The organism is Blautia segnis (genome assembly GCF_014287535.1).
In the GTDB taxonomy this organism is placed as follows: Bacteria; Bacillota; Clostridia; order Lachnospirales; family Lachnospiraceae; genus Blautia_A; species Blautia_A acetigignens.
This window is the reverse complement of the sequence record NZ_JACOOT010000010.1, coordinates 1-19,668: the sequence shown is the minus strand read 5'-3', so window position 1 is coordinate 19,668 and position 19,668 is coordinate 1. Positions and strand designations below refer to the sequence as shown.

16 protein-coding genes and 1 pseudogene are annotated in these 19,668 nt (G+C 36.9%); 3 read left to right on the top strand and 14 right to left on the bottom strand.

All coding sequences use genetic code 11. The features are described from left to right. The first annotated feature begins 128 nt into the window (after positions 1 to 128). Positions 129 to 809 carry a hypothetical protein gene (locus H8S54_RS19285; RefSeq protein ID WP_243176635.1) on the top strand — a complete coding sequence of 227 codons (681 nt, stop codon included), beginning with the start codon at positions 129 to 131 and terminating at the stop codon, positions 807 to 809. Here the strand turns inward: H8S54_RS19285 and H8S54_RS04140 are convergent. The 6 genes and pseudogenes from H8S54_RS04140 to H8S54_RS04115 form a co-directional block, all read right to left on the bottom strand. Further along, a pseudogene (locus H8S54_RS04140) lies at positions 771 to 1,007 on the bottom strand (PfkB family carbohydrate kinase); the annotation flags it as partial. The gene H8S54_RS19285 and the pseudogene H8S54_RS04140 sit on opposite strands and share 39 nt — an antisense overlap. Then, positions 991 to 2,355, bottom strand: coding sequence for an MFS transporter (locus H8S54_RS04135; protein WP_186900974.1), 1,365 nt, complete (start codon positions 2,353 to 2,355; stop codon positions 991 to 993). The pseudogene H8S54_RS04140 and the gene H8S54_RS04135, both read right to left, overlap by 17 nt. A gap of 149 nt (positions 2,356 to 2,504) precedes the next feature. Continuing rightward, positions 2,505 to 3,533, bottom strand: coding sequence for a zinc-dependent alcohol dehydrogenase (locus tag H8S54_RS04130; RefSeq protein ID WP_117852301.1), 1,029 nt, complete (start codon positions 3,531 to 3,533; stop codon positions 2,505 to 2,507). Between the two features lie 385 nt (positions 3,534 to 3,918). Next, positions 3,919 to 4,998, bottom strand: coding sequence for an ROK family transcriptional regulator (locus tag H8S54_RS04125; protein WP_330600107.1), 1,080 nt, complete (start codon positions 4,996 to 4,998; stop codon positions 3,919 to 3,921). Between the two features lie 567 nt (positions 4,999 to 5,565). After that, positions 5,566 to 7,275 (bottom strand): recombinase family protein, encoded by a 1,710-nt coding sequence (locus H8S54_RS04120; RefSeq protein ID WP_262579258.1) that lies wholly within the window; start codon positions 7,273 to 7,275, stop codon positions 5,566 to 5,568. Then, positions 7,268 to 10,240, bottom strand: a complete 2,973-nt coding sequence (locus H8S54_RS04115) for a TOTE conflict system archaeo-eukaryotic primase domain-containing protein (protein WP_173766818.1) — start codon at positions 10,238 to 10,240, stop codon at positions 7,268 to 7,270. Before H8S54_RS04115 ends, H8S54_RS04120 begins: the two co-directional genes overlap by 8 nt. Before the next feature lie 173 nt (positions 10,241 to 10,413). On the opposite strand from H8S54_RS04115, the gene H8S54_RS18430 reads away from it, so the two are divergent. Further along, on the top strand, positions 10,414 to 10,542 hold the full coding sequence (locus H8S54_RS18430; RefSeq protein ID WP_262579260.1) for a hypothetical protein: 129 nt from the start codon (positions 10,414 to 10,416) through the stop codon (positions 10,540 to 10,542). A gap of 126 nt (positions 10,543 to 10,668) precedes the next feature. Here the strand turns inward: H8S54_RS18430 and H8S54_RS04110 are convergent, their stop codons facing one another. The 3 genes from H8S54_RS04110 to H8S54_RS18425 all read right to left on the bottom strand — a co-directional run bounded on the left by H8S54_RS04110 (position 10,669) and on the right by H8S54_RS18425 (position 12,452). After that, complete coding sequence (locus H8S54_RS04110; RefSeq protein WP_243000223.1) at positions 10,669 to 11,571, bottom strand: nucleotidyl transferase AbiEii/AbiGii toxin family protein; 903 nt, start codon at positions 11,569 to 11,571, stop codon at positions 10,669 to 10,671. Beyond that, complete coding sequence (locus H8S54_RS04105) at positions 11,568 to 12,161, bottom strand: type IV toxin-antitoxin system AbiEi family antitoxin domain-containing protein (RefSeq protein WP_117852288.1); 594 nt, start codon at positions 12,159 to 12,161, stop codon at positions 11,568 to 11,570. Before H8S54_RS04105 ends, H8S54_RS04110 begins: the two co-directional genes overlap by 4 nt. A gap of 156 nt (positions 12,162 to 12,317) precedes the next feature. After that, positions 12,318 to 12,452 (bottom strand): hypothetical protein, encoded by a 135-nt coding sequence (locus H8S54_RS18425; protein WP_004844681.1) that lies wholly within the window; start codon positions 12,450 to 12,452, stop codon positions 12,318 to 12,320. Between the two features lie 250 nt (positions 12,453 to 12,702). Here H8S54_RS18425 and H8S54_RS04100 point away from each other — a divergent pair, with 250 nt between their 5' ends. After that, the gene (locus H8S54_RS04100; protein ID WP_186900973.1) at positions 12,703 to 14,949 is read left to right on the top strand and encodes a tetratricopeptide repeat protein; all 2,247 of its coding nucleotides are present in this window, start codon (positions 12,703 to 12,705) and stop codon (positions 14,947 to 14,949) included. Between the two features lie 37 nt (positions 14,950 to 14,986). Here the strand turns inward: H8S54_RS04100 and H8S54_RS04095 are convergent, their stop codons facing one another. The 5 genes from H8S54_RS04095 to H8S54_RS04075 all read right to left on the bottom strand — a co-directional run bounded on the left by H8S54_RS04095 (position 14,987) and on the right by H8S54_RS04075 (position 19,543). After that, positions 14,987 to 15,859 (bottom strand): ATP-binding cassette domain-containing protein, encoded by an 873-nt coding sequence (locus H8S54_RS04095; protein ID WP_118199225.1) that lies wholly within the window; start codon positions 15,857 to 15,859, stop codon positions 14,987 to 14,989. A gap of 3 nt (positions 15,860 to 15,862) precedes the next feature. Continuing rightward, positions 15,863 to 16,519: a hypothetical protein gene (locus H8S54_RS04090; protein ID WP_009265789.1), complete on the bottom strand. Its 657-nt coding sequence runs from the start codon at positions 16,517 to 16,519 to the stop codon at positions 15,863 to 15,865. Beyond that, positions 16,516 to 17,586: an ABC transporter permease subunit gene (locus H8S54_RS04085; RefSeq protein WP_173688852.1), complete on the bottom strand. Its 1,071-nt coding sequence runs from the start codon at positions 17,584 to 17,586 to the stop codon at positions 16,516 to 16,518. The genes H8S54_RS04090 and H8S54_RS04085 overlap by 4 nt, the downstream gene beginning before the upstream one ends. A 116-nt stretch (positions 17,587 to 17,702) precedes the next feature. Next, positions 17,703 to 18,881 carry a sensor histidine kinase gene (locus tag H8S54_RS04080; RefSeq protein ID WP_186900972.1) on the bottom strand — a complete coding sequence of 393 codons (1,179 nt, stop codon included), beginning with the start codon at positions 18,879 to 18,881 and terminating at the stop codon, positions 17,703 to 17,705. Beyond that, positions 18,869 to 19,543, bottom strand: a complete 675-nt coding sequence (locus H8S54_RS04075; protein ID WP_009265792.1) for a response regulator transcription factor — start codon at positions 19,541 to 19,543, stop codon at positions 18,869 to 18,871. The genes H8S54_RS04080 and H8S54_RS04075 overlap by 13 nt, the downstream gene beginning before the upstream one ends. Positions 19,544 to 19,668: the final 125 nt, after the last annotated feature.

Below are 19,668 nucleotides of genomic sequence, written 5' to 3'. Positions count from 1 at the left end.
TACAAAGAATCAAAAGCTTCTTGCCGGAGACTCCTTGTCTCCTGTTGTTCTTGGCTATATTGCTGACAGTGAAGTCCCAAAACCCTGCCGGCATTTTGTTGGCAGAAAATCCGAAATAGAAAATCTTCATGAATGTCTGGAAAACAATTCCAAAGTATTTCTTTATGGCATACCAGGCATTGGAAAAAGTGAATTGGCTAAAGCATATGCCAGAAAGCATAAAAAATATTATACCAACATCCTTTATATTGAATACACCGGAGATCTGCACCAGTCTATCACCAGCTCAATTATTAAGAAAATTACAGGAAGAAAAAACAGCGTTAGAAAATGAAGACGACATTCGGATTATTAAAGACGGTCAAAGTAGTAAAGCAAGAATTTTTGCAAAATGGATGCATCTATCAAATTTGAATGAAATCAATAATCTGATAGAAACTGGCTTTATCCAGACTAATACTCGCCACACTATTTCCCTGCATCCGATGATTCAGGAAATTGCCCTTTCAGAGACAAAGCCATCTGTAAGTAGCTGCCACACATTACTGGATTCTTTACAGCAAATATGTTTAATGCATGGAATTGAGGTTGATTATTACAAGAAGCAGTTTCAGATAATAGGAAATATCATAGAATTGATTCAAAAGGATGACATGCCAAAATATCTGCTTTTTCTGGAAAATTCTTTTCCATATATGCAAAAATATGATTATCAGAAAGGCATGAAAGCACTACTTCAGGAATTGAAATGTCTTTTAAAATCAAAAGATATTGGCACTGATTCCTTCCTTTTGCAATGTCTTCTTTAAAAATTTACCATGCATATCGTTTCCAACTTTTTCAATAAAAGATGTATGATACCCAAAGTGGCTTGCAACGGTTAGAAGATTTGCCGGAGCACCGCCGGGATTCTGTTCGAACAATTTTCTCCCATCCTGACTGTGTCCTGCTTCCGTAAAATCGATCAGCAATTCTCCCAATGCCACGATATCAACTTTTTCTTCCATTTTTCAGTTCCTCCACAATCTCGTTGTAACGTTTTTTATTTAACCGGTAGAAAAACAATACAACCGCAGTCACAATCCAAAGTGCACCTGGAATCGTCGTAAACGCATGTTTCATAATTGAAAGTACAGTTGTATTTTGTGTCTGATTTGCAATATAACCATATTTTCCAAGTAATCCTGCTAAAAGTGCTGTTCCAACTGCCATTCCGATTTTATTTCCAAGTGAAATAAATGCATACTGAAAACCGTCATTTCTAAGTCCGGTTTTCCACTCCCCATATTCCACGCAGTCTGGAATAATTGCATAGATTGCTGTATTAAATCCAGAGAAGAAAAACTGTGTCAGACCAGATAAAGCATAAAAAATGGCTGGTGATTCTTTGGCATTAAAGAAAAACATAGTCAGCATGGAAATTCCTGTAAATAAAGCAAAGAGAGAGGCTGTTCTTCCTTTGTTATTCAGCTTGCGGAATACTGGTTGAAAACAGGCTGCCCCTATGATAGAAGGAATAATGATGCACATCGAATAAGTTGTGTAGTAGGAGGCATTCCTTTCCACATATGTAAAATAATACAGAATATCTGCGTTTCTACCATATAATGTAAATCCAAATAATATCTGTCCTACCAATGCAAGAAGATATGGTCTGTTCTGCATGACTGCTTTCAACTGAACCTTTACAGAAATTTTTTCTTTTTCCGGAGTAATCACTGCCTCTTTCGTCTTCGCAAAGCAGAAGAAATGACAGGCTGTAAAAATACATCCATATATGACCGCAACCGTCAAATATCCTGTCTTTGCACTGTGACTGCCGAATTTGCTGATCAGCGGAACTGTGATAATATTTAACACACCAATTGCAATCATCGCTGCAACCGAACGGGATGTATTTATTTTTGCACGTTCATCAATATCCTGTGTCATAGCACCACACAAGGTTCCATATGGAATATTCACACAGGTATACCCCAAAACCAGCAGACAGTATGTAATTACCATATAAATAATCTTTCCATTCTGCGGCCAGTCAGGTCTTGCCCAGAATGTCATGACAAGAAGAATCGCTGTAATTGGTGCCGCTACTAACAGCCATGGACGGTACCGTCCCCATCTCGATTTTGTTTTATCCGTAAGTCCCCCGACGATTGGATCATTGATTGCATCCCAGAATCTTGAAAAAAGCATAAGTGCTGACACCGCCGCCATACTGATTCCGAACACGTCTGTATAAAATATCATCAGAAAATTACTGACGAACATCCAGCTGAAATTACATCCAACATCACCAAACCCATATGCGATCTTACTGATCAGCGGTACTTTTCCATTTTTGTTTTCGCTTCCCATATGTCTCTCCTGTTTTTATCAGAGTTTCTGACAGAACTCTATTTTTTCCTCATTTGGTCCCTTAATCATAAAAAACTTCACACCATTTTCCCCAAATGGCAATTCTTCGATTCCGTCTGTAATAACTGTATATTTTTCATGTGAACTCCTTACTTTTCACTTACATTGATAATTACTTTCATCGTTGTCTCACGGTTATCATCAATATACTGGTATGCCTTCAGATAATCTTTAAAAGCAAATGTCTTTGAGATAAGCGGTTTCAAATGAACTTTGCCCTCATTTACCAGTCTGATTCCATCTATATAATCATCATGGCGGTACATCATCGTGCTCTTAATGTCAAGTTCGTGGTCATTTGCCACCGCAAGATCTATCTCTGCCATTCCAGCAAAAACAGCCACCAATACGATTGTACTTCCTTTTCTTGCATACTTGATTGCCTGCCCCATTGTGATATTGTTTCCAGCACAGTCGTAGATTACATCCGCCTTATCCGGTCCAAAGGCTTCGATCATTGCCTCACCGAAGTCTTTATTTTTGGTATTCACACACACATCAATTCCACATTCTTTTGCCTTTGCCAGTCTAAGATCACTGATATCTGTGATCATCACTTTCGCTGCCCCCATTCCTTTTGCTGCCTGTGCCACGAGATTTCCGATCGGTCCTGCGCCAAGGACTGCAATATTCATACCAGCCACATCGCCCATCTGTTTTACACCATGAACTGCCACCGCAAGAGGTTCGATCATAGCTCCTTCTTCATAGGACATATCTTCTGGAATCGGTGTTACTTTCGATGCATCCACTGCAAAATACTCAGATGCTGTTCCTGTCGTCTGAAATCCCATTACTTTTAATTCCTCACAAAGATTATACTTTCCATGACGGCATGGATAGCAGTGTCCACAATATACCTGCGGCTCTATCGTCACCTTCTGTCCAACCTGAAACTCTGTGACATTTTTTCCAAGTTCTGTGATCTCACCGGAAACCTCATGTCCCTGTGTTACCGGATATTTTGTAAACGGATGTTTTCCATGATAAACATGAATATCTGATCCACAAACACCAATATTCATAATCTTTACCAACACCTGATTTTCTTTTACCTCCGGAACCGGAACCTCTCTAAAAATAATTTCTCCTGGATTTGTCATTACCTGCTGTAACATAATTGTTTCCTCCTTTTTTATATTGTTTTATTTTATGTTTTGTAAAATGTTTTATTAAAGTAATTACATTATTACCCTGTAAACACGATTTGTCAATATGTTTTTCATAATTTTATATATTTCATAATTTCAAAATACATTTTTTGTGTGTTTTTCACAATCAACACGCAAAAACGGAAAGGAAACCGTAGTTACTGTTTTCTTTCCGTTTTTTACTATAATATCTTTTTCTAATTTTAGACAACTTCTCGTTTTTCACGCATATAAAGCGGACATCTGCATTCGCTTTGCAACCTGTCAGTGGGAGTTTTTAACTCCAACAGACTAAACATCCCCTTGCCCTACGCATCAGATGCGGTGGACTGCTTATCTGCGTTCAAAAAATTTACAATTCTACCATATGTTTTGTAAAAAAGTATTTCGCGGCTCCAACAGCCGACGCTTCTTTCTTATACGAACAATTTTTCAAGTATGAAACATCATGCTCAAAGCCATTATATGCCATCACTTTTTCTCCCAGTGGTATCATATAATCTGACAATACCCCTCCCACATCACCTCCTAGTATGATATCCATATCATATGCCATCCGCAGATTTGATATCAAAACAGCAAGATGATCCAGATACTCATTCCATGTCTGAAAAGTTTTTTCATCACCACTTTCAATTTTTTCCATAAATGCATCCAGTGACTGCCTGTTATCTTGTGTCAGTACACTTGCAGCACAATATGCATCCGCACATCCTGATTTACCACAATAACACTTTCTTCCACCGGGAACGAGTATCATGTGACCAAACTCCCCTGCTTTCTGGTTCTGCCCTCGAAACAGCTTTCCATCTATGCAGAATGCGCCTCCTAAGGTATGGTTCAAAGACAGATATATCGCATTTGGATACTTTTGCTTTTTTTCTGCAAGCATTGCAGCATTAGCATCATTTTCAAAATATACTGGAATTTCCAGAGCCTGCTCTAAAAAGCGCAGACTATAATTCTCTATGCCTAAAGCATGAGATTTTAAAACGATCCGTTCTTTCTGATCAATGATTCCTGGAATCGCCACTCCAATCCCAAGTAGCGTATCCTTCGCTAATTCGCCTTCAAGAAAAGTTTTGACCTTTTGTGCCACCTCTGTACAATAGGATAATTCTGCCGTAAATTTTAAACGGATGCGATCTTTTTTTATAATCTCATCTCCAAGATTTACTAATACCATTTCTATATGATTCGCTGTAATCAAAATTCCCATTGCATGACAGTATGACTTATTAATTCCTATACTTTTTGCCTTCCGGCCACCAGTCGAAGCATATTCCCCAGTTTCTTCCAACACCATTTTTTCTAACAAGTCATTCACATTTGCTAACACAGTCGGCATACTCAAGTTTAACTCTTTTGCAATTTCCGCCTTGGATGTAACATGATTGTTCAGCACATAATTAATTATTTTTTTTCTTGTTATATTTCTTTTATCTTTATTTTCCGTTTTCTCATCCTCTTTTATTAAATATTTTATTAAAGAATTATATACTTTTTTATTCTTCTTGTAAAGTAATGTTTTATAATAAAAATTTGCTGCATTTAGAAATGCTACTTTTAAGAATCAAATTTGCCGGATACCCAATCACTATATTTTTCATTCACGTTATCTCATCACAATTACTGTGGTAATTCTTTGCCAAAATGGAAATTCAATTTTACAACTTTCCAAACATTCACTCAATTCCAGCTCAATTTCCCCTCAATGCCTTTTTCCTCCGATTTTCGTATGCTTACCCCACAGCAAAGCAGTACCACACCGGTACGACCTGCTGAATCAATCAATACGAAAACGGAGGTATTTTTTATGTAATCGCCGGAACTGTCTCATATTTATAACCGCTCTGTCCACAAACCTTCATGTTTCTTACATTTTTCTTTGCCATAGAATTGACTCCTTTCAGACTTGACTAATAGATTTTTAGATAAAAAGAAAAAGCCGCTGACACGTTATCTTCTAACGCATCAACAGCTTCTGTTTTGCTTTGTTTCAGTGTATTATGAGTTTTACCGTGGTATCTGGTTTTCGGTTGCTCAAGAGGCACACAGTTTCAACGGTACTTTCTTTGTCCCAACAAAGTTCCTGTGTCTCCCCGCCTCCAAAATACACAGGGAAACGGAACTTTATGTGCTTCAGGAATCTGCCATCCGGCTGCTCCTGCTCGTAAATGTCCACCTGTTCTACAAAACTGTTAAGAAATTCTTTCTTCTCCAGGTCGGTGAACTTATCATATAGTTTATCAAAATATAAAAGAAATTGATAGACGTTTTCTTCTGATATTTTCTGTTGCCGGATATTCAGCAGGCGATTCTTGACTTCTTCTATACTGTTCTCCACGCCTTCAATTTCATCATACAGACGGTATAACCTTGTCTCCATATCCTGATATTTCTTCTCGTAAAATTTATCCATGATGTCCAGGCTATCCATCTGCTGTCCAAGTCTTCCTTTTGCTCCGGTCAGCTGCCTGTGCTGTTTTTCCAGTCCTTCAATCTCTTTTTCTATTTCTTCTGTATCTATTCTTGAACCGATTTTATTCAGAATTGCTTCTTCGAATTTAGGATTCTTCACCAGCTTCCGAATAACCTCTTCCACTGCATTGTTAATCTTCTCCTCGCTCCATTGTTTACGATATCCACATTTATGACCATCTACCAGGCGACGATGTTTGCAGGCATAATAGAAATAATCCTTATATAAGGTTCCGTCTTTCTTTTTCTTTCGATTCACGTTTCCATACATACCGCTTCCACATAACGGGCATCTCAATATTCCGGATAAGATATGCTCATGATCGAGACTATGTGTCTTTTCATATTTCACACCTGTTTTTTCCCGTTTTTGATGAGCCAGCTCCCAGTCTGTTTCCGAAATAATCCCTTCATGGATACCATCGTGCAGCATATAATTTTCCTGCTTTACAATGCGATATTCATTTCTTGTACCAGAAACTTTCTCGTTTTTCCTTCGTCCATAAGCCAGCTTTCCACAGTATACCGGATTATCCAGAACGCCTTTTATAAATGATGCGGCAAATGCGTCCAGTGTATTATTCTGTCGTTTTTTCTTTTTATATCCATGCTGGTTCAGCCATGCAGCAATCGCAGAGATTCCCATATTGGTATGAATAAATTTATCATAGATCAGACGAATAATCTCTGCTTCGTCCTCTGCGATCTGCAATTCTCCATTTACCAATTCATAGCCATATGGAGCAAACCCGCCGTTCCATTTTCCTTCCCTTGCTTTCTGCTTACGTCCTTCCATTGTCTGAACAAGGATATTCTCCCGTTCAATCTCTGCCACCGCAGACAGAACAGAAATCATCAGCTTTCCACTATCTTTTGAGCTGTCAATCCCATCTTCAACACAGATCAGATTCACTCCAAAATCCTGCATCCTCTGCAAAGAGTTTAATACATCTGCCGCATTACGACCGAATCTGGAAAGCTTGAACACCAGTACAAACTGCACCTCATCTGTGCCATTCTCAATATTATCCAACATTCTCTGAAATTCCGGTCTGCCCTCTACGCTCTTTCCAGATTTACCTTCATCGGAATACTCATTTACGATTTCCATGTTCTGAAATTCCGCATATCTCTTGAGTTTTTCTTTCTGAGCATCCAGACTGTAGCCATCTACCTGCATGGTTGTGGATACTCTGGTATAGGTATCACATTTTATCTTTTTATTCACTTTTCCTCCTCTCCTCAGAATATCCCAAAGCAATTTCCAACAATTCCGTTGCAACTTGTGAATTTCTGATACGCATTAAGTTATCCCAGACATCAGCTTTTCCAAGTAGATTCATCCCGCCATGCCATACTATTTCATCATCAATAACGGCAAAACATTCTTCTACTTCTGTTCTTGTTATCACATTTATTCCTACCAATTGCATTGCTCTGATTAATTCATAACATACATCTGACTTTCCGTAAGTAATATCTTCCGGATCTGTTGTAATAACAGTGACCTTTACCCCTACTTCCTGTCTCTTCTTGATTAGTAATAAAAATCTGTCAATTTTATCCTGTCTGATATCTGGACTGGAAATTACCACCATTTTTTCTGACTCTACAATATCTTGCTCGAATTTTTCGGTATAATTTACAGAATCAAATATTGCATTTATTATTTGTTTAGGTTGCAACTCTTGTGTCCAGATTGAAAATCCTGTCTTCCTGTACGTTCTCAATCTTTTTGCATACATTTTATCAAAATAACGCACATGCGAATCAATATAATCATACACATAAACAGCTTCTTTTCCGACATAATCTCTGTTTAATCTACCTACATACTGTTCCAGGCGTCCTTCAAAAGATACAGGTGCTGCAAGCATTAATACATCCAGTCTTGGGAAATCAAACCCTTCTCCTATTTTCTGACCAGTTGCCACCAAAATAAGCGATTCATTTTCAGGTATCTGCTTTAATTTTACTCTTATTTCAGCATTTTCCTTATCCGAATTATCCCCATATAAAAGGAATACATGATCTGCTTTTTCCTTTAAGGCATCATGTAAAAATTTTGCATGTTCCTTAAATCTTGTTAAAATTACAGGAGTTTGTTTTCTTGCAACACAAGTTATAACATCATCTATAATCATTTCATTGCGCACCTTACTGGTACTAATCAAATTATATGCTTTATTAATATTTTCCTTGCTTTCTGCAGTATCAACTACTCTTGTGTATCTTGGGACAAAATAATTTCCAATCCCTTGCTCCTTAGCCCTCTCCAACGCAGTAAATCTATGTCTCAAAGGTCCCAGCAGCATATAGATAATCCGATCAAGACTGTCACCACGTTTAGGTGTAGCAGAAACACCATATACATATTTTGCATTTATTTTCTGCAATAATTCCATAGATGTGTTAGAAGCTGCGTGATGACATTCATCCATAATTACCATTCCGTAAGAATTAATCCGTTCATTAAATTTTCCTCTGCTGTACATTGAACCAACCATTGCAACATCTATAATCCCTGTCAATGTATTTTTATTTCCGTGCAAAACGCCTATCACACTATTTCTTTTTTTCTTTCTTCCTGTTTTTGTTTCATATTCCGGTGGTTCTTCTCTTATCTCTAAGAAATGATTCAATTCATCAACCCACTGATTAAGCAAATCTTTACTTTGCAGCAAAATGAGCGTATTTACTTTTCGCTCTGCAATAAGGTAACTACATACTACAGTCTTTCCAAATGCAGTTGCCGCACTCAGAACCCCATCTGAATGTGATAATAATTTTTCTGCCGCTAATTCCTGTTGCATTCGCAAATCACCTTTAAAAGATACTCTGATAGGTTGTCCTGTTTCTCTTTGATCTGAAACATCAACTGAAATGCCTGCTTTTTCACATTCCTGTATAATATTTTCCCGCAGTCCTCTCGGAATCTGTATATATCCATCTATATCCTTACCTAAATATACAGCACTGAAATTATAATAATTAGAATATCCCAGCCTTTTATTTTTGTAAAATTCCGGATTATCAAATGCCGCCAAACTACGAATCTGATTTTGTATTCTTGGCATAAGATTCAGAGTATCAACATAAACTCCATTGCCCAATACCATGTGAAGCTTGCCCACAACATCTAACTTACAAAACTCACATTTCTTCTTCCATGGTTTCGGTCTGACATTCTTCTCAATATTAGTAAGCGTTCCTCGGACTTCTGCTAATTCTCCCTGCCATTTTGCCATGCATTGTTCAACATCTTCTATTCCCAGCTTTCTTGTTTTATTGAAAAGAGCATCCCATTGATCAGGATAAGCATTCCAATTTTCATCTACAAAAGCACTATTTCCATTTTTAAGAGCCTGCCCCTGTAATGGCAATGCAATCAAATTACCTATGCTGCTTGCCACATCCTGCGAAGGATACATTCTATCATAATAATGAAACGATTTCAGATTGATGGAAGTTGAACCCTTGTCTAATAGGAGAAATCCAAAATTCCTTGCTGTTGCCGCAGGTATTGCCTTTTTAAAGAAAATCCATACATGGGCACCTTTTCCAGATCGAGACCTCTCAACTAAAGGTCTGATACCATTAAGCTCACACATTTTTCTAAGCGCATCCACTTCTTTATGCCACTCATTATCCGTATTTGCAAAGTCCGTAACCTCTGCTCCTTTTTCGTGATTATCAAAATCAAATACTATAAATCTGCATGTACCATTTGGCAGTAAAGGATATACACCTATTACATCTGATCCATCTTCTTTTGTGCCTAACAAATGAGCAATTATTTTTTTAACATCCAAACTAATCCATTGGGTATTTTCACATTCATCACAAAATATCTTCTCTTTACGTTGTTTAGGACAAAGCCGGTCATTCCAACGATTTGCACATTGTGGAAAATACCCCCCGTTCTTTCCCCGTCTAGCATATACATCTTCTCTTCCCCAAAACATCGAAAAGAAACGTATTGCCATTTTCTCTGTAATATATGGCGGATTTACAATACGACTCCCTTGATCCAGGTCATATTCTTCTGCACTTTCTATTTTTTCTTCAAAAGGATTCACCTCTTCATATGAAATGCCTGCTTTCTTCAATTTATCTTTTAATATCTTGTTCTCATATTCAAGCAACCTAACCATTTTTCTCAATGAATCAGCATCATATGCTTCTATGTTCAAACCTTCCACCTACAATTCTTATTATCTCGTAACATAACTTCCATTCAATGTCCCAACTTAATTTTAGTACTTGTTCCAACTATTTTCAATACTTATTTTTCATATTGACGCATTTCTCTGCCAATCGTATAATTAATACACAAAAAAAGCCACAAAAACTGGGAGGTGTCCGTATGGCTACTTCAAGTATTACTCATAATTTTCTCATATCCAATCCAAATAGCGTAAAACGTTTTGTCACAGCAATTGACGAAGCCGACCGTGACCGCACACCAAAGCAGACACTTCCCGGACGTCAGTAAACGAACCCACAGGAAATCTTAGCTTTAATGTCAAAAAGAAAAAAACAAACTCTTAAATATTAAAATTCTTCAATAAAAAATCCTCTAAGACAATAGGTATTTCACTATCTCTTAGAGGATTTTTCTTCAAAACTTGTTCCTGTCTTTTATTCCCTTTTCATCACTGATCCAGGAAACCTGATCGCTAAAAAAAGAAATTTTTTCAATATTATCTACTATTGTTTCCGATATTTCTCCCCACGGAAGATCATCAACAAAATAGTTTACACGCTTAAAACGATTCCACATTTCTTCGAGTCCAGAATCATCTTTAATCTTGTCTAAGGTTTCTCTCACTTCCTCCTCACCAAAAGAAGTTTCACGCTTCATGCAAGTAGCCGCAAATGCCTTTTTCAAAACATCAAAGCTTATCTGATCAGCCTTTGAATTCATAATCTCATATACATCATAAAAATCCCTCATTCTGGTATTCGCAAGTCCTCTTGCCAAAATCGTCTGCATCTTTTCCGCAAGAAGAGTTTCAAGATTATACGACAAAACTGAAATTGATCTGTCTTCAAACATAAGCTTGTATTTATACTCTACTGCACCTGGCGTGATTGCATCATCCGTAGAAATATCGATCTTAAAAGGTTGCCTCATTCGTTCCAGATTAGCTTCTATCATCATCCTAACGCCAGGATAATCAAATTCTTCCATGATTTCTTTTACTGACGTAATCTTAAAGGTTACCCCATCTTCAAGCTGAAGCTCACCGATTCTCTCAATGATTGCTCTAGCATCCTTCTCATTAAGAGGTAATGCTTTCACAGTTGTATCGATATCCATTGTAGCTCTCATGTCTACACCAACAATAGAAGCAACAAGCATTCCGCCTTTCAAAATAAAATTATTCCTGTATTCAGAAACAGAAACTCTTTCTAAGAACCTTTCCATAAAATATGTTCTAATTAATGCTTGCGCAACTTCACCATTCCCGCCTGACATGTTTTTTACTTTGTCTTTAAGTTGTTTCGCTGTATGAATCATACCATTACCTCCACATACATCATCACTTCATCCCTTACTCCAAGTTTAACCGCATACTCAATCAATCTTGAAAGATTCTTTTCCTTCGAAGACATATATTCCTTAATTGCTGTCTGATATAACTGAATTTCATATTTCTTTCGATCTTTAATCAAATCACAAATACATCTTTCCTTGTCATATACTTTAACCAAGTTACCGCTACTTGACGGGATCTCACAAGTCCCCATATCAAGAATCTCTGGGTTTGCATAACGAACTTCTTTGTTTTTCTTTTTGATATGTGTTGCATTATACCCGATAGGAACAGTGAAACAAATATGACTGTATTCTCTGTCGGTAAGACCATGCAAATAAAGGGCGGTCTCGCCCGAATAAATAATATTCTTATTTCGTTGCTGGAGGACAAACAACTCATCTGGCCACACATTATCTAAGATATAAATGCCATGTGCCACTTTTTCCATATCATGCTCTCTGACGTATTTTGAGACAGATGGCTTTGATACACCTGATTCAACGGCCTTCGATGTAATCAAATATCCATTATCTTTTTCAATTAGCGATTCCAAAATATCTGATGTTGACATAGTTGTCCTCCTTATCCTTGATATTTGCTTTTGTGCTTAAATTATATTATATTTAAGCGTAAAAGTAAATATAATTCTTATATGCTTGCAGAAGTAAAAGATAACGCAACCGAATAATTTCACAAAAAAGCGACAGTCTGATTTACATTTTGTATTTCAGGAAACTGCCGCTTCTTTTTCTTCCTTATTCTGTTTTTCTTCCTCCAACTCCCGGAGGACTTCTTCGCCGTACTTATCAATCATCCGTACCAGAAAATCAATGCACCGCTCAAATTCAATATTCTGTTGCATAAGCTCCTCCCGTTATTGTTTTGATCTGAGCTTATTTTACAGAACTTGCCGGAAAACCACATTGAATAGAAATTGATTGTAAATTGACACAATCAATTTAAAAATATCCGCATTTTCTTGAATCGAATATATGTTCGTGTTATGATAGATATACTTAATCTTAACTACGAAAGGGGAATTTCTATTGAATCGATGCGATTTTTCTTCTATTAGCACTTGCTTAAAAAATCATATCAGCGAAAGTAATCAAATGAGTCAGCCTGATTTTTTATACGAATTATTTGAAGATTTTATGGATGATCCGGCAAATCAGGATTTTTCTATGGATAATGGTCTGGTTTGTCGTTGGCTGACCGGTCAAGCAAAGATCAGTCCCAAAATATCTGCCTACTATTCCAAACCCAGTAATCAGAAAAAGCTGGCAGAAACCATTCACCAGAATCTGCTTCCATTGATGTCTGACTGCAATATGGCTATGCAGGATATATACACATTATTTATACAAGATGACACCATCTCCGATGCCAAAAAGAAAGATCTGGCTTCTCTGTACAAACCAGCCAGCTCACGTCTGCTTTTTCTTGCAAAGCTGATTTCTTTTGGCATGGAGCGACAATTTATCAAACGTGATACTAAAAATCAAAAATTAATTGCCGGAGGTGCCCTGTCACCCATTGTGCTGGATTATATTATGGACAGTGAGGTTCCGAAACCATGCCGTCATTTTATCGGAAGAGATAAAGAACTGGAAGAATTATATACCATGCTTGAGGAAAACCGGCATGTTTTTCTTTGCGGAATCGCCGGTATTGGTAAAAGCGAACTTGCCAAAGCCTACGCAAAACATTACAAAAAGCATTACACTAACATTCTATATGTAGAATATACAGGTAATCTTCATCAGGATATTACTGACATGGATTTTATTGACGATCTTCCGGAAAGCACTGAACAGGAACGGTTTCAAAGACATAACCGTTTTCTGCGTTCCCTGAAATCCGATACTCTGCTTATCATAGATAATTTTAATGTCACTGCCACACAAGACAGCTTTCTGTCAGTAGTATTAAAATATCGCTGCCAGATTTTGTTTACAACCAGAAGCAAACTGGATGAATACTGTACTCTACCATTAAAAGAAATAGAGGATATGAACGCTCTCTTCCAGCTGACATCGGTATTCTATTCAGAGGCAGACACGTACCGGGCAACAGTTGAAAAGATCATCGAAACTGTTCACTCTCATACTTTTGCCGTGGAACTGGCAGCAAAACTTCTGGAAAATGGAATCTCAACTCCAGACCAGTTATTAACAAGACTTCAGGTGGAAAAAGCATCTTTCCATAACGAAGATAAAATTAAAATAATCAAAGATGGACAAAGCAGCAAAGCCACCTATTACAGTCATATCCATACGCTGTTTTCTTTATACACTTTATCTCTTGAACAGCAGGATATCATGTGTAATATGTGCTTTCTTCCTTCCACCGATATTTCTGCCCGTATGTTTGCCAAATGGCTGGAACTGCCCACACTAAATGAGATCAACGATTTAATTGAGACTGGTTTCGTTCAGACAACAACACGTCGCACTATCTCTCTGCATCCGATGATTCAGGAAATCACCCTTTCAGAGACAAAACCATCTGTAACTCGCTGCCACATATTACTGGATTCTTTACAGAAAATATGTTTAATGCATGGAATGGAAGTAGATTATTACAAAAAGCTATTTCAAACAATCGGAAATATCATAGAATTGATTGAAAAGGATGATATACCAAAGTATCTGCTTTTTCTGGAAAATGCATTTCCATACATGGATAACTATAACTACCACAAAGGTATGAATGGAATCATTCAGGAACTGACGGGGCTGTTAAAGACAAAAAACATTGGAACCGACTCTGACCGGGCATTATTACTAGATTTTCAGGCAACTCTTGAAACCAAACCTGAAAAAGCAATAAAACTGGAAAAGGATGCACTTGCCCAGATAGAAACTATCACTGCTGACAATGCTCGCCTTGTTTCCAACCTTCATGCCAATCTCGGTGGACTTTACCGCATGAACGCTTATCCCGATCTTGCAAGAGAACACATGGAAAAAAGTATCTCACTGCTTGACCAATTTAACCTGCTTCATATAAATGACAGCATACCTCAGATTGCCAATTATGCAATGTTCCTGACAGAACAGCAGGAACCCGAAAGAGGAATCTCCGAATTGCAAAAATTATCCGGCATCATCAAGGAATACCATTCCGATGAATGTCTGGATTATGCCAAAGTACAGGAAACCCTTGCAACCATTTATCTGATGACCGCCAATCTTTCACACGCCAAAACACATTTTAAAAAAGCTTTCAAAATATATGAAAAGATCTGGGCTGATGAGCCTGAAATGATTGAAGCAAAATATCTGGAGATTCAGGAGTTATATCCACAGATTGGATTTTCCATTGGAAAAACTCTATCCGGTCTTTTAACAAAATAAGTACAATTTACGGCGGGCAACTTGCCCGCCGTTATATTCAACTATTCGTCAAATAAATATATGCATCTTCCAAAGTGATATCATTATCCAGGACACAATTCTCATTTGGCTTTCCTTTGCTTAATATTTTCATATGAATTCCATTTTCTACATACTGCTTAGATGAAATAGAATAATTGGCTTCTAACAAACGGGCCTCTTCTGCATTTTGTACCGTACAATTCCAAACACAGCCCTTTGCATTTTCCAGCAATCCACTCACGCTTCCGGAATATAAAAAACTTCCTTTTTTCATAATGGCAAGCTGTGTACAGGTTGCTGCTAAATCTTCTACTACATGAGTGGAAAACAGCACCGTTCTATCCTTTGAAAAATCAACCAGAAGATTGCGGATCCTGATTCTTTCTTCCGGATCTAACCCAGTTGTTGGTTCGTCAATAATCAAAAAATCCGGATTATTAAGAAGTGCCTGTATGAGTCCGACACGTCTCTTCATACCACCAGATAATTGCCGCATTTTTTTATTCTGATGCTCTGTAAGAGAAGTCTTTTCCAGATAATAGGTAATTCTTTGTTCGAGGTCATTTCTGGATACTCCTGACAGTCCCCCCATATATACAAGACATTCTTTCACCGTAAGATTCGGATATAAGTCGATTTCCTGTGGAAGATAACCAATCTTTTTCTGTATTTTCTCATAATTTCCCTCGTTATATAGAATTCCATCAAGGGAAACCATTCCTTCCGTTTGTTTTAAAACAGTTGTAAGAACCCTCATCAAAGTGGTTTTTCCAGCACCATTCTCTCCCAAAAGTCCGTAAATTCCCTTAGGTATTTCAAGAGATGCCTTATTTACTGCAACTACACCATTTTTAAATCTAACTGTTAAATCATTTATTCTAATACTCATAATCTATCCCCTTTTCTTTAAAGCCATTGGTAATACTGCAAATAAAAGCAGACCCACTATAAAAGACACAAGCGTTCCATAAATCCAACTCTCGGACATTAATTGAGTAGGTTCACAAAAGCTGAAAGAAAACAATCCCAGATTTCCGAAAAATGAACTTCCCGCTTTTGATATAAGTCCAATGACAATTCCAAATAAACATCCTATACCTGCCCACATATTTCCAAGCAATGTACACAAAATCACAGAGCATATACTCCAAAGCCAGATGGTTCCGAACATTGCAATGGAAAATAAAAGGAATATCTGAGTGCCCGAAACGCCTTCGTTTACACTGCCCGGTTTTTGCCAGAAAAACAAAACATATCCAACACAGGAAAGTATTAATAAATATAATATTTGAACGCACACTCTCTGTGATATTACTTTTAACTGCTTTTTTTGATCATACAAATGAAATACATCGGCACGCTTACTTTTTACTTCCATCAAATATGTGTCACTACAAAAAATAATTGTTAAAAATGCTATTGGAGACTGAATCGCTGAACCGATTTCTTCATAGTATATAATCGGATGAATAGCACACAATATCAGTATAAATGCACATGAATAAAAAATCTTATATAACGACAGGCAGTTTTTTAGTTCCGTTTTCAATGAACCCTCCTCCTTTTCCAGATTGTAACAGAAATACATACTAATATAACTGATGAAATTACAAGAATAATCTGATTTATGTTTGACATTTTGGCTGCATGTGTTTCAAAAAATCTGCCAGGGAATCGCACCATAATAGAGAACGGTCTCATATAATAAATATCATTCTTCATGGTCAGCATATTTGAATATATAATGTGTAAAAACAAGATTGGTGCTGCCGGAAGCGGATTTTTAAATATTAATGCTGTAATTGTATAGACACAACATATCATCAAAAGATTCGGAACAATATAGATCAGAGAATTCACGCAAAAATCAATTGGTGTTACTGGAAAGCCCGATTCTAAAGACGTTTTCAAACACAGCATAAAGAATATAACATTCAAAATCACTAATACTCCCAGCATACTAATGAATCCGCTTATTACTTTCCCACATATATATTGGATTGCCGTAACAGGCTTTGTATGTAATAATTCATAGGTACTTTTTCGTGTATCCTGAATAAATAAAAATGATAGCAAGACTGTTGCAAAAAAGGCCATATGCAATCCTGCAAAATCCGTAAATTTTTTGGCAAAGTACCAGGAAAAAGAATGTTCGGATAATTTCCGCTCGATATAATGATTGATTTCTTCTGCTGTCCCCTTATGAATTTCAAGGTCCTCATAAGCATATATTGCATTATAATAGCCATATTGGGATTCCAAAAACTCAGAAGCAGTCTTTACATCCATATTCTGAATTTCTTTCATTACATGATCTGCTTCCTGCCTGCTAAATCCAAAACCATTTTTGGAGGTGTCCATTAACGTCTCTTTGATCGTATCTTCCCACTCCCTTCTTCTTTCTTTATCATCAGATGTGGGAATGTACCCATCCATGACATCAGCATCTTCCAATGCTACGTCATTTTGTGTGATCTGTTCATTCTGTTTGATATAATGAATTTGCAAATACGATGACAGACATTGATACATACTGGCAACTATAATAATCAAGCCAATCCACAAAACAGGGTTCTTTAAATAATCAAGTATACTTCTTTTTATGATTGTTTTCATTGTATCTCTTCCTTTCTTTATTTCTTTAACAACATCATACAAATCAATTCTCAATAAATTCACAATAAAAAAGACTAAAACCACTTTATTTGTGATTTCAGCCTTATAAAGTATTTTTATTCAGCTTTGAAAAGAGCTTCTACATGAGCACCGCCTTGTCTGGCATTATATATTTTCAAATTTCCTCCATGCTTTTCACAGAAAATACGAGAAATATACATACCAAGGCCAAAATGCTTTAAATCATCTTGTGGATTCTTATGATAAAATGGTTCTGTTACTTTTTCCTCAGTATCCACAAATCCTATTCCATCATCTTCAACAGAAATTATAAGAAAACCATCCTTTTTCTTTATCTGCAAAACAATACTTTTTTGTGCATATCGAACCGCATTTTCCAGTAAGTTGTCTGCCACTTCCATGACAAGTTCCTCATCCACTTTCACAATGTTTTGTTCCTGCACTCTTTCTACCTTACATAATTTACTTTCCTTCTTGGACAGCATGGCAGCTTCTGCCTCAATCTTTTTTGCCAGTTCCGATAATTCTATCTCTGAGCATTGCAGTTCCCTCTGTTCTAAATGGGACATTTTTCTCATGTTTTCCGTGAAATGCTCTATACGGTCAATCTGATACATGCCTGTTTGTAAGATATCAATAACATCCTCTGTTTTTATACTCTCAGCAGAAACAAACTCTAAGAGCATTTCCTGATACCCACGCAATATGGAAAGTGGAGAACGTATATCATGTGCAATTGCATTCCGCAAAACCTTCTCGTCATCAATCATTCGCCACATCTTTCTGTTGTTATCTGCTAAATCACTTCGCATCATTTCAAATTCTTTACACAAAGTTCCCATCTCATCTTTATTTTCATAGGACACATGAAAATCCAGTTCATTATCTGCAATCATTTGTGAGGCATCTTTTAGTTCCTGTAGAGGTGTCTTTAACTTATTTTTATAAAAAAAGAATACCGCAGCAACACTCCCAACAATCGAAAAAATCAGTACCGAATATGTTTCCATAAAGTCACACATTTCCGAAAGATGATGGTCCAAACGATTCATCTGCGATTGATTAGGTCTTGATATCTCAATCTCGTATTTCTTTCCATATTGCTGAAACACGTCCGTATAATCTGCATAATCAATATATTTTTCCCATATTTTATTCTGCATATTTCTTGCAAAATGAACTGTAAATCCAGATAACAGAAATGCTGCCGTTAAGCTGATCACAAAATAAAGCAGAATTGTTTTTTTCAGTGACAAGTTTCTTATTTTTTCCATCGGTATCCAATCCCCCATACAGTTTCTATGTATTCTTTTTCTGAATAATCCGCTATTTTTTTCCTTATACGCCGTACTAATTCCGTTATCGTTCTACTGTCCCCTTCCGCATCATATCCACAGACTTGTGCATATATACGTTCTTTATCAAACACCTGCCCTGGATGCATGGATAAGAATTCAATAATCTGATATTCAATTTTTGTGAACTCCATCCTGTGTCCAGCTATAGCTACTATTTTTTCAGAATAATCAATCAGCATTTCATCCATGAAGCGGTATTCTGTTTTTTGTTGATGCCTTTCTTCTCTCTTTATGTTTGTGACAATCCTTGCTTCCAACTCCCGAAGACTAAATGGTTTCGTAATATAATCATCCCCACCCGAAAGCAACCCATTAATTTTATCATCTTCGTCAACTCTTGCTGTTAGAAATAAAATTGGACATAACACTTTACTGCGTATCAGACGACATACTTCAATCCCATCCATGCGTGGCATATTGATATCCAACAAAATAATATCCGGTTTCATTTCTATTTTATTTAATGCTTCCATTCCATCTGTAGCCGTAATGGTTTCATATTGTTTCATATTAAAATAACTACAAAGCATTTTCACCAATTCTTTATCATCATCGACAACTAAAATCTTGTATTTCATCCAAACCGTCGAGTAGACTTTGTCTCGACTTTTTCACATCCTTTCATCATATATTGTTTTGCGATGAGAGGTTCAAGTCTCAAAAGCCCCTCACAGAACCGCACGTGCCCTATTAAGGCATACGG

Excerpts from the sequence above, each read along its gene's own strand:
- H8S54_RS19285 (WP_243176635.1), top strand. The coding sequence starts at position 129 with ATGAATGTCTGGAAAACAATTCCAAAGTATTTCTTTATGGCATACCAG.
- H8S54_RS04135 (WP_186900974.1), bottom strand. The coding sequence starts at position 2,355 with ATGGGAAGCGAAAACAAAAATGGAAAAGTACCGCTGATCAGTAAGATC.
- H8S54_RS04130 (WP_117852301.1), bottom strand. The coding sequence starts at position 3,533 with ATGTTACAGCAGGTAATGACAAATCCAGGAGAAATTATTTTTAGAGAG.
- H8S54_RS18430 (WP_262579260.1), top strand. The coding sequence starts at position 10,414 with ATGGCTACTTCAAGTATTACTCATAATTTTCTCATATCCAATCCAAAT.
- H8S54_RS04110 (WP_243000223.1), bottom strand. The coding sequence starts at position 11,571 with ATGATTCATACAGCGAAACAACTTAAAGACAAAGTAAAAAACATGTCA.
- H8S54_RS04105 (WP_117852288.1), bottom strand. The coding sequence starts at position 12,161 with ATGTCAACATCAGATATTTTGGAATCGCTAATTGAAAAAGATAATGGA.
- H8S54_RS18425 (WP_004844681.1), bottom strand. The coding sequence starts at position 12,452 with ATGCAACAGAATATTGAATTTGAGCGGTGCATTGATTTTCTGGTACGG.
- H8S54_RS04100 (WP_186900973.1), top strand. The coding sequence starts at position 12,703 with ATGAGTCAGCCTGATTTTTTATACGAATTATTTGAAGATTTTATGGAT.
- H8S54_RS04095 (WP_118199225.1), bottom strand. The coding sequence starts at position 15,859 with ATGAGTATTAGAATAAATGATTTAACAGTTAGATTTAAAAATGGTGTA.
- H8S54_RS04085 (WP_173688852.1), bottom strand. The coding sequence starts at position 17,586 with ATGAAAACAATCATAAAAAGAAGTATACTTGATTATTTAAAGAACCCT.
- H8S54_RS04080 (WP_186900972.1), bottom strand. The coding sequence starts at position 18,881 with ATGGAAAAAATAAGAAACTTGTCACTGAAAAAAACAATTCTGCTTTAT.
- H8S54_RS04075 (WP_009265792.1), bottom strand. The coding sequence starts at position 19,543 with ATGAAATACAAGATTTTAGTTGTCGATGATGATAAAGAATTGGTGAAA.